Source organism: Azohydromonas aeria, from assembly GCF_009760915.1.
GTDB lineage: Bacteria > Pseudomonadota > Gammaproteobacteria > Burkholderiales > Burkholderiaceae_C > Azohydromonas > Azohydromonas aeria.
Genome location: NZ_VIDQ01000020.1, coordinates 90,878 through 104,324, shown reverse-complemented (window position 1 = coordinate 104,324; position 13,447 = coordinate 90,878). Strand labels below are relative to the sequence as shown.

Below are 13,447 nucleotides of genomic sequence, written 5' to 3'. Positions count from 1 at the left end.
CTGCCCGGCGCCCTGCTTCGATTCCTCGTTGAGCGGGATGCGGATCAGCCCGTCCGGCGCCGTCATGGCCTTCGAGGTCAGGCCGGTGTACTCGCCCTGGATGTCGAAGTAGCGGATCTCGCGGAAGCTGAAGAGCTTCTCGTAGAAGGCCGCCCAGTACGCCATGCGCCCGCGATACACGTTGTGCGTGAGGTGGTCCACGACCTTGAAGCCGAAGCCCTCGGGGTGACGCTCCACGCCGGGCAGGAACTCGAAGTCGATGTCGTAGATGCTCTTGCCGTCCTCGAAGCGGTCGATGAGGTACAGCGGCGCGCCGCCGATGCCCTTGACCGCGGGCAGCCGCAGCTCCATCGGGCCGGTGGGAATGTCCACCGGTTGCGCGCCCAGCTCCAGCGCGCGGGCATAGGCCTTGTGCGAATCCCTGACCCGGAAGGCCAGGCCGCAGGCCGACGGGCCGTGCTCGGCGGCGAAGTACGCGGCGACGCTTTTCGGCTCGTTGTTGACGATGAAGTTGATGTCGCCCTGGCGGTAGAGCAGCACGTCCTTGGAGCGGTGCCTGGCCACCAAGGTAAAGCCCATCTTCTCGAAGATCGGCTCCAGGACGCCGGGCGTGGGCGAGGCGAACTCGATGAACTCGAAGCCCATCAGGCCCATCGGGTTGTCGAAGAGGTCGGTCATGGTGATCTCCAGGAATCGCTTGTGATGAAAGGCGTGAAGGTGCGGTCGGTCAGGCGCGTTGCGCCGGCGGCGCGCAGGCGGTGCCCCGCACGCTGCGCGCGAGGTGATCGCCGATGAAGAGCGCGAAGGCGCACATGCCGGTCCTGTCCCGACGCGTCACTGCGCGCCCAGTTCAAAGGGGTAGCGTCGCCGGGCTTCCTCCGCCGCGCGTCCTTCCGCGCCAAACACCGCGTAGGCGTCGGGGTGAGCGCCGGCAAAGCGCCGCGGCCCGGTTCAGGACTTGCAGGCCACCGCGCAGGCCCACCTCGCGCAGCGCGATCGAGGGAGTCGCGGACGTGGACAGGGCTTGCATGGCGAGACCCGTGTTCCTGCTCATTCCATCGTGACGTTGGCCTTCTTCACGATCCGGGCGTAGCGCTCCTGCTCGGTGCGGAAGTACTGCGCCGAGGCCTCGGGCGTCATGGGCTTCAGGATGGTCACCTGCTTCTCCATCGCCTCCTTCACCTCGGGCGTGCCGGCCGCGGCGACGAAGGCGTTGTAGATGCGCTTGACCTGCTCGGCCGGCAGCCTGGCCGGCCCCACCAGCGCGAACCAGCCGGCCACGTCCACGTCAGGCAGGCCCTGCTCGGCCACGGTGGGCACGTCGGGCAGCGCGGCGACGCGCTCCCTGCCCGTGACGCCGATGGCGCGCAGCTTGCCGCTCTTGAGGTGCGCCACCACCGAAGGCACCGACGCCACGCCGAAGTCCACCTGGCCGCCGACCAGGTCCGTCACCATCGGGCCCACGCCCTTGTACGGCACGTGCAGCGCCTTGGCGCCGGCCTCGTCCAGGACCATGGCGGTGGCCAGGTGCAGGATGGTGCCGTTGCCCGAGGAGGCGTAGTTGAGGCCGTCGGGCCTGGACTTGAGCAGCGCGGTGAGCTCCCTGACGTTCCTTGCCGGCACCCGCTCGGCATTGGCGACCAGCACGAAGGGCGTGGCGCCGCCCACGGTGATGGGGGTGATGTCGGCCAGCGAGTCGAAGGGCATCTTCTTGTAGATGCTGGGATTGACCGCGTGGTTGTTCGACACCACACCGATGGTCTGCCCGTCCGGCGCGGCCTTGACGATGGCCTGCGTGCCGGTGAGGCCGCCAGCCCCGGGCAGGTTCTCGATCACCACCGGCTGGCCCAGCGCCCTGGAGAACGCGGGGCCGATGGCGCGCATGATCGCGTCCACGCCCGAGCCGGTACTCACCGGCAGGATCACGCGCAGCGGCTTGTCGTTCTGCGCCAGCGCGGGCAGTGCGCCAAGGGCAAGTGCAGCGGCCGCACCGGCCACGAGGGCGCGGCGCCCCATCGAAATTCGCATGTCTGTCTCCTGAAGCGGTGGATGTGGGCGTCGCGGCTTACCGGGCCGTCTCGTTCGCCAAGCGGGCAAGGATCTCTTCCGTGTGCTCGCCGACCTTGGGCAGCGCGTGCCGCACGCCCAGGCGCCGCTCGCCCATGAGCAGCGGCAGCAGCACGGCCTTGGTGGTGCGGCCGTCGTCGGTGGGCATGTCCACCAGGCCGCCGGACTCGATCAGGTGCGGATCGTTGACGAGCTGGTCGGGCCGCACGATGGGCGCGTAGGGAAGCCCGGCCGCCTCCAGCGCCGGCACCAGGTCGGCCACGTGGTGGTGCCCGAGCGTCTCGCCCAGTTGCGCCAGCAGTTGCGGCCGTACCGCCACGCGCTGCGCGTTGGTGGCCAGCGCCGGGTCGTCGGCCAGGTCGGGCCGGTCGATGACGCGGCACAGCGTCTGGAACTGCTTGTCGCTGACCGCCCCGATGAAGAGCTGCTCCTCGTCGGCCAGCGTGAACACGTCGTACACGCTCCAGGCCGACACGCGCGAAGGCATCGGCGGCGCCGGCTCGTTGGTCATCAGGAACTGCTGCATGTGCTGCGAGGCCAGCAGCACGCAATTCTCAAACAGCGCGCTCTGGATCTCCTGGCCCTTGCCCGTGCGGTGCCGCTCCTGCAGCGCCGCCAGCACGCCGATGGCGCCGAACATGCCGCCCATGATGTCGTTCACCGAGGTGCCCGCGCGCAGCGGCCGGCCCTTGGGGCCGGTCATGTAGGTCAGGCCTGCCATGTTCTGCACGACCTCGTCGAGCGCCAGCCGCTTTTCGTACGGCCCGGGCAGGAAGCCCTTGTGGGAGACGTAGATGAGGTGGGGATACCTCGCCGACAGCGAGGCGTAGTCCAGGCCCAGCTTCGCCATCAGGCCGGGCCGGAAGTTCTCCAGCATCACGTCGCACTGGCCGATGAGCTCCAGCGCCGTGGCGTGGCCTTCAGCCGTGTTGATGTCGAGAACGACGCTCTTCTTGTTGCGGTTGAAGCTGCGGAAGAAGCCGATCCCGAGGCCCGGCAGGTTGCGCGTCTTGTCGCCGCCGGGCGGCTCGATCTTGACGACCTCGGCGCCCAGGTCGGCCAGGATCATGCCGCAGGTCGGGCCCATGACCATGTGGGTGAACTCGACGACGCGCAAGCCTTCGAGCGGCAGGCCGGTGGATGCAGGTTGGTTGCTCATGGAACTACAGCTTTCGTCATGCCCGCGCAGGCGGGCATCCAGGCGGTCCCCGGGCAGGCGCGAGCGCAGGGCGCCGGCCTGTCCGGGAGCGGTATCGGTCACGCCGCGATGGCGCTCTTGAACGTCTTGGGCAGCCCGGCGCGCCACAGCGTGCCGTGCAGCGCCTGCCCGTCGAGCCAGCCGGCCACCTTGGCGCGCAGCGCCAGCAGCGCGTCGATGTCGATGCCCGTGGCGATGCCCATCGCTTCGAGCATGAACGCCAGGTCTTCCGAGGACGCATTGCCGCTGGCGCCCGGCGCATGCGGACAGCCGCCGATGCCGGCCAGCGTGGCGTCGAAGCGGTTCACGCCGGTCTCCAGCGCCGCTGCCACGTTGGCCAGCGCCAGGCCGCGCGTGTCGTGGAAGTGGCCGCACCAGAGGCGCTCGCCGGCGATGGCGCGCGCCCGGGCGAAGAGCTCGCGCACGCTGCGCGGGTCGGCGTAGCCCACGGTGTCGGCGATGCTCACGCGGTCGCACCCGGCATCGAGCAGCGCCTGCATGCAGCGCAGCACCTCGGACACCTCAACGCGGCCCTGCAGCGTGCAGCCGAAGGCGGTGCCGATGCCGCCCTCGATCAGCGTGCTGCTGCCCGCGGCGTCGCGCGCGGCGCGGATGCGCCCCACCTCGGCCACGACCTCGTCGGGCGTCTTGCGCAGGTTGGCCAGGCTGTGGGCGTGGCTTGCGGACAGCGGCACCAGCAGCAGGTCCGCGCCGGACTCGATCGCCTTCTCCGCGCCCTTCAGGTTGGGCACCAGCACCGACACCCGCAGCCCCGGCAGCGTCCTGGCGAAGGCCACCATCTCGCCGGTGTCGGCCAGCTGCGGCAACAGCTTCGCCGGCACGAAGGAGCCCACCTCGATCTCGCGCTGGCCGGCGGCATAAGCCTCCTGGATCCACTCGATCTTGCGCGACGTGGGCAGCGTCACCGGAATGCTCTGCAGGCCATCGCGCAGGCCGACCTCTCGGATCACCGCGGACTTGGGGTAGGTGCTCATGGGGCTTGTCTCCGGATCAAGGCCTGTCTGTGCAGGCGATGAAGCCAACTTTAGGCATTCCGTGATCAGCTACAAGTGGTATTTCGGCAGCCCCAAGATTCCATATCGGAACGCCTGGATGCCACAATGGCTTGATGAAGGATCTGGACGTGAAAAGCCTGCGGCTACTGGTCGCGGTGTGCGATCACCAGAACATCAAGCGCGCGGCGGAGCAGGAACACATCGAACCCTCGGCCATCAGTAAGCGCATCGCGCTGCTGGAAGCGCAGCTGGGCACGCCGCTGCTCATGCGCGGGCGCCGCGGCGTGGCACCCACGCCAGCGGGCGAGGCGCTGCTGGAGCACGCCCGCTCGCTGCTGTTCACGCTGGAGCGCATCGAACAGGACGTGGCGGCGCTGTCCGGCGGCATGCGGGGACACGTGCGGCTGGCAGCCTCGGCTTCCGCCATCGCAGAAGCGCTGCTCGACGACGTGGCGGCCTTCATGCGCGAGCCGCAGCATCGCGACATCAAGGTGGATATCGAGGAGCAGCTCTCGCGCGACATCGTGCGGGCGCTGCGCGAGGGCAGCGCGAGCGTGGGTGTGTGCTGGGACAGCGTGGACCTGGGCGGGCTGCAGCACCGGCCCTATCACACCGACCAGCTCGCACTGGCCGTGCATCCCGGGCACCCACTGGCTGCCGAGGCGTCGCTGCGCTTCGAGCAGGCGCTGCCCTACGAGCACGTGGGCCTGCCGCCTTCCTCGGCCGTGAACGCCATGCTGCGCCAGGCCGCGGCCCGCTGTGGCGAGGCGCTGGCGTACCGGGCGATCGTGTCGAACTTCGACGCCGCGCTGCGCGTGGTGGCGGCGGGACTGGGCATCAGCGTCATCCCGACGCAGGTCGGCACGCGCTACGGGCCGATGCTGGGCATCCGGCTCGTGCCGCTGTCCGATGCTTGGGCGCTGCGCCGCTTCGTGGTCTGTTTCCGCGACTTCGATGCCCTTCAACCGGCGGCACGGCGCATGGTGGAGTACCTGCACGCACGGGCGCTGCCAGGCCAGACGCCGCCGCCGGCGCCAAGCCCGTAGCGCGCCGCATCAGCCCTGCGGATACAGCCCGTGCACGCGCCCGAACAGCCGCGTGAGCCCCAGCAGCGCGCCGATGGCGGGCGTGGGCAGGTCCAGGCGCTGGCCGATCTCGTGCACGGCGCCGACGATGGCGTCGAGCTCGATGGGCCGGCCAGCCTCCACGTCCTGCAGCATCGAGGTCTTGACGGCGCCCAGCTTGGCCGTGACGGCGTGGCGATCCTCGGCGCCCTGGTTGATCGCGCAGCCGATGCGCTCGCCGATGGCCGCGGCCTCGCGCATGGCGGCGGAACAGAACTCGCGCACCAGCGGGTCGGCCAGCAGCCGGTCGATGGTGGCGCCGGTGATGGCGCTCACCGGGTTCATGGTCAGGTTGCCCCAGAGCTTGTACCAAGCGTCGTGGCGCACGTCGGCCGAGTGCGTGACGGCAAAGCCGGCGTGCGCGAGCAGGTCCGCCACGGCCCGCACGCGCTCGCTGCGGCCGCCGCGCGGCTCGCCCACGATCAGGCCGTCGCCCATGCGGTGCCGCACCAGGCCCGGCTCCGGCGTGGAGGTGCTGGCATGCACCACGCAGCCGATCACGCTCTCGAACGGGATGCTGCGCGCGACGACGCCGCCCGGGTCCACGCTGTGCAACGGCGCCTCGAAGCCGGGCAGGCCCTGGCAGAACCACCAGGGCACGCCGTTCATCGCCGGCAGCACCAGCGTGTCCGGGCCCAGCAGCGGTGCGATGCCCTGTGCCACCGCCGTCAGCGCCGGCCCCTTCACGGCGATGACGACCAGGTCCTGCACGCCCAGGTCCTCGGCCCGGTCGCTGGCGTCCGGACACGGCGCCGTGACGCGGCCCTGCGCCGTGTCCAGGCGCCAGCCGTGCTCGCGCAGCGCCGCCAGCGTGGCGCCGCGCGCCACGGCGCTGACCTGCGCCCGCCCGGCCGCGGCCAGCCGCGTGCCGATGAACCCGCCGATCGCGCCGGCGCCCACGATGCATACCTTCATTGGGTGGTCTCCTTGGCCTGACGAAGATTGTCGTTGAGGCCCCGGGACACCCACGGTCGTCACGACAGTCCCGTCACCGGCACGGCCGCGCCGTGCACGGCCCGCGCCGCGTCGGAGGCCAGGAAGGCGATGACCTGCGCCAGGTCCGCCGGCGCCACCCACTGCGCCGGGTCGGCATCGGGCATGGCCTGGCGGTTCTCCGGCGTGTCGATGATGGTGGGCAGCACGCAGTTGACGTTGATGCCGCGCGTGCGCAGCTCCGCCGCCATGGCCTCGGTCAGCCGCGCCACCACGGCCTTCGACGCCGTGTAGGCGCCCATCTGCGCCACGCCCCTCTGTGCGCTGAAGGCGCCGACGTTGACCACCTTGCCGCCACCCCGCGCCAGCATGTGCGGCACCACCGCGCGCGAGGCATGCAGGACGCTGCGGGCATTCAGGTCGAACAGGAAATCCCAGGTGCCGTCGCCGGTCTCGTGCACCGCCTCGCCCATGCGAAAGCCGCCGGCCACGTTGCACAGCACGTCGATGCGCCCGAAACGTTCCAGCGCCGACGCGGCCAGCGCCGTCACCGCGGCCTGGTCGAGCAGGTCCACGCCGGCGAGCATTTGCCCCTCGGACTCCGCGCCGAAGGCCGCTTCCAGCGCCTCCCGCGAGCGGTCCGCCAGCACCAGCGCGTCGCCCCGGGCCCTGAAGACTTGCGCCAGCGCGCGCCCCAGGTTGCCGGCGGCGCCGGTGATCAGCACCACGCGTCGTTGTCCGTCGTTCATTTCAGCGCTCCTTTCGGACGGCCCGCGTGATGTTCGCCGCTGCCGCGGGTGATGACGTGGTCGCCAGGCAGCACGTCGCCCGGCTCGAATTCCGGGCCGGCGTCCATGCGCTCGTACAGCGGCGCGAAGTCGATGCGCGAGAGCTCCAGCAGCTGGTCCAGGTCGTCGATGACGAAGTAGCTTTCCTGGAAGTCGTCGATGCGGTAGCGCGTGCGCATCACGCGCTCCAGGTCGAAGCGCAGCCGGTTCGGCGAATCGCTGTCCAGCGCAAACAGGCTCTCGGTGCTGGAGGAGGCGATGCCCGCGCCGTAGATGCGCAGGCCCTCCTTCTGCCGCAGCAGCCCGAACTCGACCGTGTACCAGTACACCCGCGCCAGGTTGGTGAGCCGGCCCAGGCGCTGCGCGCGCAGCCCGCCCTCGCCGTAGGCCTGGATGTAGTCGGCGATGGCCGGGTTCATGAGCATGGGCACGTGGCCGAAGACGTCGTGGAAGACGTCGGGCTCCTCCAGGTAGTCCAGCTCATGCGGCTTGCGGATGAAGTGGCCCGACGGGAAGCGCCGGTTGGCCAGGTGCTCGAAGAACACGTCGTCGGGCACCAGGCCCGGCACGGCCACCACCTGCCAGCCGGTGCGCCGCATCAGCACGTCCGAGAGGCGGCGGAAGTCCGGGATCTCATCCGGCCCGATCGGCAGCTCGCGCATGCCGCGCACGAACTCGTCGCAGGCGCGGCCCGGCAGCAGCTTCGTCTGGCGCTCGAACAGCGTCTTCCACACCCCGTGCTCGGCGGCGGTGTAGCGCTCCCAGCCCTGGTCGATGGTCCAGTCGGCGCGCTCGGGGCGGCCGTCCTCGCCGGCCGCCAGGCCGTGCCGGGTGTTCAGGGCTTGCAGTTGGGCTTGCATGTCTGTCCTCCCGGCTTCAGGCGCGCGCCTGGAAGGGCGCGAAGGCCTGCTCGATGCAGCGGGCCAGCTCCAGGTCGTTGGTCGAGAGCCCGCCCGCGTCGTGCGTGGTCAGCGTGACGGTGACGCGGTCGTACACGTTGGACCACTCCGGGTGGTGGTTCAGGCGCTCGGCGGCCAGCGCCACCTGCGCCATGAAGCCGAAGGCCTGCGCGAAATCCGCGAAGCGGAATTCCCGGGTGATCGTGCCGCCGCGCTGCGCGTCGAAGCGCCACGCGGGCAGCGCCTCGCGCAGCGCGCGGATGTCCTGGTCGTCGAGCTTTTTCATGCCGCTGTCTCCTTCAGTCTTCACGGTCCGGCAACCGGCCCGCCTTGCCTTGTGTCAAGGCAGGACTGTAGGAACAGCGGCGCGCAGTTTTGCGGCTAATTGGCCTCGCAATGCCGGGCGGGACGCAGGATTCCTGCGTCTCCAGGCTTTCAGGAGACCGGACGGCGCGCGGGTGTCAGGGGGTCAAGCGCGAACGCAGCATGTCGGCCACCAGGAACGCCACCTCCAGGCTCTGCGAGCCGTTGAGGCGCGGGTCGCAGGCGGTGCGGTAGCGCGCGGCGAGGTGGTCGTCGGTGAGCGCCTGCGCGCCGCCGCGGCACTCGGTGACGTCCTGCCCCGTCATCTCGAAATGCAGCCCGCCGGCGTGCGTGCCCTCGCCCGCGTGCACCGCGAAGAACTCGCGCACCTCCTGGAGGATGCGATTGAAATCGCGCGTCTTGAAGCCGTTGGCGGTGGTCACGGTATTGCCGTGCATCGGGTCGCAGCACCAGACCACGCGCCGCCCGGCATCGCGCACCGCGCGCACGAGGGCCGGCAGCCGCTGCGCCACCTGGTCGGCGCCCATGCGGCTGATGAGCACCATGCGCCCCGGCACGGCGTCGGGGTCGAGCGCATCGAGCAGGCGCAGCGCGTCGTCGGGCTGGGCGTTGGGGCCAAGCTTGACGCCCAGCACGTTGTCGAGACCGCGCAGGAATTCGACGTGCGCGCCGGCCACGTCGCGCGTGCGCTCGCCCAGCCACAGCATGTGCGCGGAGCCGCCGTACCAGCGCCCGCTGCCCTCGTCGCGCCGCGCCAGCGCCTCCTCGTAGTGCAGGTGCAGCGCCTCGTGCGAGGTGTAGAACTCGACTTCCTGCAGCTGCGGCGAGCGCGCCGCGTCGAAGCCGCAGGCTTCCATGAAGGCCAGCGCGTCGGCGATGCGGTCCGCCAGCTCCTCGAAGCGCGCGCCCTGCGGGCTGCGGCGCACGAACTCCGCCGTCCAGCGGTGCACCTGGTGCAGATCGGCATAGCCGCCGCGGGCCATGGCGCGCAGCAGGTTGAGCGTCGCGGCCGAGTGGCTGTAGGCGGTGAGCAGCCGTTGCGGGTCGGGCCGGCGCACGTCGGACTCGAACTCGGCGCCGTTGATGATGTCGCCGCGGTAGGAGGGCAGCGTCACGCCGTCCACGGTCTCGGTGTCGGAGGAGCGCGGCTTGGCGAACTGCCCGGCAATGCGCCCGACCTTGACCACGGGCATGCGCGCCGCGTAGGTCAGCACCACCGCCATCTGCAGCATGACGCGGAAGGTGTCGCGCACGGCGGACTCGCCCAGCTCGTCGAAGCTCTCGGCGCAGTCGCCCCCTTGCAGCAGAAAGGCTTCGCCGCGCGCCACGGAGGCGAGCCGCTCGCGCAGCGCCGCGACCTCGCCGGCAAAGATCAGCGGCGGCCGGGCCGCCAGCTGGCGCCGGGCCTGTTCGAGCGCCGCGGCGTCGGCGTAGGCGGGCAGTTGCCGCACGGGTCGCTGCTGCCAGCTCCCCGGGTGCCAGGATGTGTTTGTCATGGTGCGGATCGGTGGGTGGTTGCGTCGCGCGCCCGGGCGGCGCGCGGGATCGGGAGTGTGCGCCCGTCAAATGAACGCGGGCATGCGGCCCGGGTGGTGCGCTCACCCCGTGCGCACGGCCGGCAGCGCCTGCAGCAGCGCATCGCGCCGTGCCCTGAACTGCGCGGCCTGCGCCTGCAGCCACGCCAGCACCAGGGCGGATTGGTCGCTGTCGCGCTGCAGCGGTGTGACGAAGTGGTAGGCGCCTCGGGATCGCACCGGCGCGCCGAAGGGCGCCACCAGCCGGCCACTCTCCAGGTCGTCGAGCACCAGCGCGGCGCGGCCCATGGCGATGCCCTGCCCCGCCAGCGCCGCGCCCAGCGCCAGCTGCGACAGGTTGAAATGCCGCCCCTGCTCCAGCGCCGGCACGGCGACGCCGGCGGCGTCGAGCCACTGCGACCATTCCTCGTAGGGGCCTGCACCGGCCCAGGCACTGCTGTCGTGCAACAGCAGCGGCGCGCTCAGGTCGGCAGGCGAGCGCAGCTGCGGGTTTGCCGCCATGAAGGCGGGGCTGGCCACCGGCAGCAGCCACTCGTCGAGGATGGGCGTGGCCTGCAGATCCCCATAGCGGCCCAGGTCGTAGCGCAGCGCGGCGGCCACGTCGTCGCGTGCCATGCGCTCGCGGTCCAACGCGTGGAACTCGCCGCTGACACGCAGGCCCACCTCGGGATGCGCGCGGAAGAAGTCGCCCAGCCGCGGCGTGAGCCAGCCCATGGCGAAGGACGGGTCGCAGCTCAGCGCGAAAGGCCCCGCCGGCGCCCGGACGCGCAGCTGCGCCAGCGTCCCTTCGATGGCCTGGAACGACTCGCGCAGCACCGTGGCCAGCCACTGCCCTTCGGGCGTGAGCACCAGCGCGCGCGGGCTGCGCAGGAACAGCGGCCGCTGTAGCCAGCCTTCGAGCTGTTTCACCTGCTGGCTCACCGCGCCCTGCGTCACGCACAGCTCGGCGGCGGCCCGGGTGAAGCTCATGCACCGGGCCGCGGCCTCGAAGCACCGCAACCATGCAAGCAGCGACGGAGAGAGCTTCGAATCCACGCCTTGCCCCCAGTGAAACTAATGACGTGGGCAATATAAATGCGTTGTGCGGGCCGCTTCGGGCGCTCACCATGGCAACACTGATCCACCGCCCCGCCGCCCATGCCGAACCGCCCTTCTTCCTCCTCTGACAACAGCGCCGCGGACACTTTCGATTTGCAGGCGCTGCGCGACGGCCGGCCGGTGCTGTGGGCCGCTGCCGGCGCCAAGCGCGACACGGTGCCGGCGGCAGACGCGGGCATTAGCGCGCTTGATGTGGAGGCGACGGTGGCGCGCTGGCGCCGCTTCGCGCCGCTGCTGGCGCGGCTGTTTCCGGAGCTGCGCGAGGGCGAAGGCGTGATCGAGTCGCCGCTGCTGCCCGTGCCCGCGCTGCAGCAGGCGCTGGGGCTGTCGCCGGAACATGGCGCCCTCTTCGTCAAGGCCGACCACGGGCTGCCGGTGGCCGGGTCAGTGAAGGCGCGCGGCGGCATCCACGAGGTGCTGGAGCACGCGGAAGGGCTGGCGCTGCGCCACGGGCTGCTGGCGCCGGACGGCGACTACCGCGTGCTGGCCGAGGCGCCGGCGCGCGCGCTGTTCGCGCGGCACCAGGTCGCCGTCGGCTCCACCGGCAACCTGGGCCTGGCCATCGGCGTGATGGCCTCGGCGCTGGGTTTCAAGGCCGTGGTGCACATGTCGGCCGACGCCAAGGACTGGAAGAAGGCCCGGCTGCGCGCGCGCGGCGTGGAAGTGGTCGAGCACAGCGGCGACTACGGCGAGGCGGTGGCGGCCGGGCGCCGCGCGGCGCAGGCCGACCCGTACGCGCACTTCGTGGACGACGAGCGCTCGCGCTCGCTGTTCCTGGGCTACGCGGCGGCGGCGCCGCGACTGGCGCAACAGCTCCAGGGGGCAGGCCGGCGCGTGGACGCGCAGCATCCGCTCTTCGTGTACCTGCCCTGCGGCGTGGGCGGCGCGCCGGGCGGCATCGCCTGGGGGCTGGCGCAGGCTTTCGGGCCGCACGTGCACTGCTTCTTCGCCGAGCCCACGCGCTCACCCTGCTTCCTGCTGCAGATGCTCGCCACCACGCCGGGCTACGGATGGCTCGGCGGCAACCCGTCCGTCTATGACGTGGGCCTCGACAACCGCACGGAGGCCGACGGCCTGGCCGTGCCGCGCGCCTCGGAGCTGGCGGCGGCCGTGGCCGGGCCGCTGCTGGGCGGGGTCTTCACCGTCGAGGACGAGACGCTGTTCCGGCACCTGGCGCTGGCAAAGGCCGCCGAAGGGCTGCAGATCGAGCCCTCGGCCGCGGCCGGCTTCTCCGGGCCGGCGATGCTGCTGGGCACCGCTGCCGGCCAGGCGTGGCTGGAGCGCCGCGGCCTGCGGGCGCACCTGGCCGGCGCCACGCACGTGGCCTGGACCACCGGCGGGCTGTTCGTGCCGCCCGACGAGTACGCGCGCTTCCTGGCCCGCGGCGAGCGCGCCGTGGCTGCCGCCGGGCGCTGATGCCCCTTCACCGATTCCCATCCACCCCTGCCCACCGGAGCCCTGCTGCCATGAAGAAGACCTCTTTCCTCGCCCATGCCGCCGTCGCGGTGGCGGCCCTTGCCGCGCCGCTGGCGCCCGCCTGGGCCCAGGCGGCCTGGCCGACGCGGCCGATCCAGCTGGTGATTCCCTTCCCGCCGGGCGGCGCCACCGACGTGGCCGGGCGGCTGCTGGCCAAGGCGCTGGAGGCACAGCTGGGCCAGCCGGTGGTGCCGGACAACCGTGCCGGCGCCGGCACGATCATCGGCGCCAGCCTCGTCGCCAAGGCCCCGGCCGACGGCCACACGCTGCTGGTGACCTCGGGCACCACCTTCACGGTGAACCCGGCCATCCAGCCCAGGCTGCCCTACGACCCGGTCAAGAGCTTCGAGCCGGTGGGGCTGGTGGCGCGCACCGGGCTGATCCTGCTGGCGCACAAGGACGCTCCGGCCAACAACCCCCGGGAGTTCGTCGCGCTGGCCAAGGCCTCGCCCGGCCAGGTGATCTACGCGTCCTTCGGCAACGGCACCACGGCGCACTTCACCGGCGAGCTGCTGGGGCACGTGACCGGCACGCGGCTGATGCACGTGCCCTACAAGGGCAGCGCGCCGGCCATGGCCGACCTCATGGGCGGCCAGGTGCCGTTCGCGGTGGACACCGTCGCGGCGGCCATTCCGCAGCTCAAGGGCAACAAGGTGAAGGCGATTGCCGTGACCACCGCCAGACGCTCGGCACTGCTGCCCAACGTGCCGACCTTCGCCGAGAGCGGGTACATGCTGGACGCCGACACCTGGCTCGCCGTCGCGGCGCCGCGCGGCCTGCCGCCGGCGGTGAAGGCGCGGCTGGAGAAAGCGCTGGCCGACGTGGTGGCGCAGCCCGAAGTGCGCGACAAACTGGTGGCCAGCGGCTTCGAGCCGGGCTACCAGAATGGCGCGGCGGTCGAGGCGCTGATCCAGAAGGAAATGCCGCTGATGCGCGAGACCGCGCAGCGGGCGCACATCACGGCGGACTGACTGGATGTTTCCGTTCGT

At 71.5% G+C, this 13,447-nt stretch carries 13 protein-coding genes; 3 read left to right on the top strand and 10 right to left on the bottom strand.

Going from position 1 to position 13,447, the window contains the following annotated elements:
* From FJ694_RS14325 to FJ694_RS14310, 4 genes are all read right to left on the bottom strand, one after another.
* Positions 1-678, bottom strand: a 678-nt coding sequence (locus FJ694_RS14325) for a 4-hydroxyphenylpyruvate dioxygenase family protein (protein ID WP_198320832.1), incomplete at its 3' end; no start/stop codon positions are given.
* 372 nt (positions 679-1,050) lie between these two features.
* On the bottom strand, positions 1,051-2,028 hold the full coding sequence (locus tag FJ694_RS14320; RefSeq protein WP_232540030.1) for a tripartite tricarboxylate transporter substrate binding protein: 978 nt from the start codon (positions 2,026-2,028) through the stop codon (positions 1,051-1,053).
* Between the two features lie 37 nt (positions 2,029-2,065).
* Positions 2,066-3,226: a CaiB/BaiF CoA transferase family protein gene (locus FJ694_RS14315; RefSeq protein WP_157267922.1), complete on the bottom strand. Its 1,161-nt coding sequence runs from the start codon at positions 3,224-3,226 to the stop codon at positions 2,066-2,068.
* A 98-nt stretch (positions 3,227-3,324) separates the two neighbouring features.
* Positions 3,325-4,260, bottom strand: a complete 936-nt coding sequence (locus FJ694_RS14310) for a hydroxymethylglutaryl-CoA lyase (RefSeq protein WP_157267921.1) — start codon at positions 4,258-4,260, stop codon at positions 3,325-3,327.
* Between the two features lie 134 nt (positions 4,261-4,394).
* On the opposite strand from FJ694_RS14310, the gene FJ694_RS14305 reads away from it, so the two are divergent.
* Complete coding sequence (locus FJ694_RS14305) at positions 4,395-5,327, top strand: LysR family transcriptional regulator (protein WP_157267920.1); 933 nt, start codon at positions 4,395-4,397, stop codon at positions 5,325-5,327.
* A 9-nt stretch (positions 5,328-5,336) separates the two neighbouring features.
* Here the strand turns inward: FJ694_RS14305 and FJ694_RS14300 are convergent, their stop codons facing one another.
* From FJ694_RS14300 to FJ694_RS14275, 6 genes are all read right to left on the bottom strand, one after another.
* A complete protein-coding gene (locus FJ694_RS14300; RefSeq protein WP_157267919.1) occupies positions 5,337-6,320 on the bottom strand; it encodes a 2-dehydropantoate 2-reductase in 984 nt (327 codons plus the stop codon).
* 59 nt (positions 6,321-6,379) lie between these two features.
* Positions 6,380-7,087 (bottom strand): SDR family NAD(P)-dependent oxidoreductase, encoded by a 708-nt coding sequence (locus FJ694_RS14295; RefSeq protein WP_157267918.1) that lies wholly within the window; start codon positions 7,085-7,087, stop codon positions 6,380-6,382.
* Complete coding sequence (gene phhA / locus FJ694_RS14290; RefSeq protein WP_157267917.1) at positions 7,084-7,986, bottom strand: phenylalanine 4-monooxygenase; 903 nt, start codon at positions 7,984-7,986, stop codon at positions 7,084-7,086. Before phhA ends, FJ694_RS14295 begins: the two co-directional genes overlap by 4 nt.
* Positions 7,987-8,002: 16 nt before the next feature.
* The gene (locus FJ694_RS14285; RefSeq protein ID WP_157267916.1) at positions 8,003-8,311 is read right to left on the bottom strand and encodes a 4a-hydroxytetrahydrobiopterin dehydratase; all 309 of its coding nucleotides are present in this window, start codon (positions 8,309-8,311) and stop codon (positions 8,003-8,005) included.
* A gap of 175 nt (positions 8,312-8,486) precedes the next feature.
* Complete coding sequence (locus tag FJ694_RS14280; RefSeq protein ID WP_157267915.1) at positions 8,487-9,845, bottom strand: class II 3-deoxy-7-phosphoheptulonate synthase; 1,359 nt, start codon at positions 9,843-9,845, stop codon at positions 8,487-8,489.
* 102 nt (positions 9,846-9,947) lie between these two features.
* Positions 9,948-10,919, bottom strand: a complete 972-nt coding sequence (locus FJ694_RS14275) for a LysR substrate-binding domain-containing protein (RefSeq protein WP_157267914.1) — start codon at positions 10,917-10,919, stop codon at positions 9,948-9,950.
* 102 nt (positions 10,920-11,021) lie between these two features.
* Here FJ694_RS14275 and dsdA point away from each other — a divergent pair, with 102 nt between their 5' ends.
* Together dsdA and FJ694_RS14265 are read left to right on the top strand one after the other, a co-directional pair.
* Positions 11,022-12,398: a D-serine ammonia-lyase gene (gene dsdA / locus FJ694_RS14270; RefSeq protein WP_157267913.1), complete on the top strand. Its 1,377-nt coding sequence runs from the start codon at positions 11,022-11,024 to the stop codon at positions 12,396-12,398.
* Positions 12,399-12,448: 50 nt separating this feature from the next.
* Positions 12,449-13,429 (top strand): Bug family tripartite tricarboxylate transporter substrate binding protein, encoded by a 981-nt coding sequence (locus FJ694_RS14265; protein ID WP_157267912.1) that lies wholly within the window; start codon positions 12,449-12,451, stop codon positions 13,427-13,429.
* Positions 13,430-13,447: the final 18 nt, after the last annotated feature.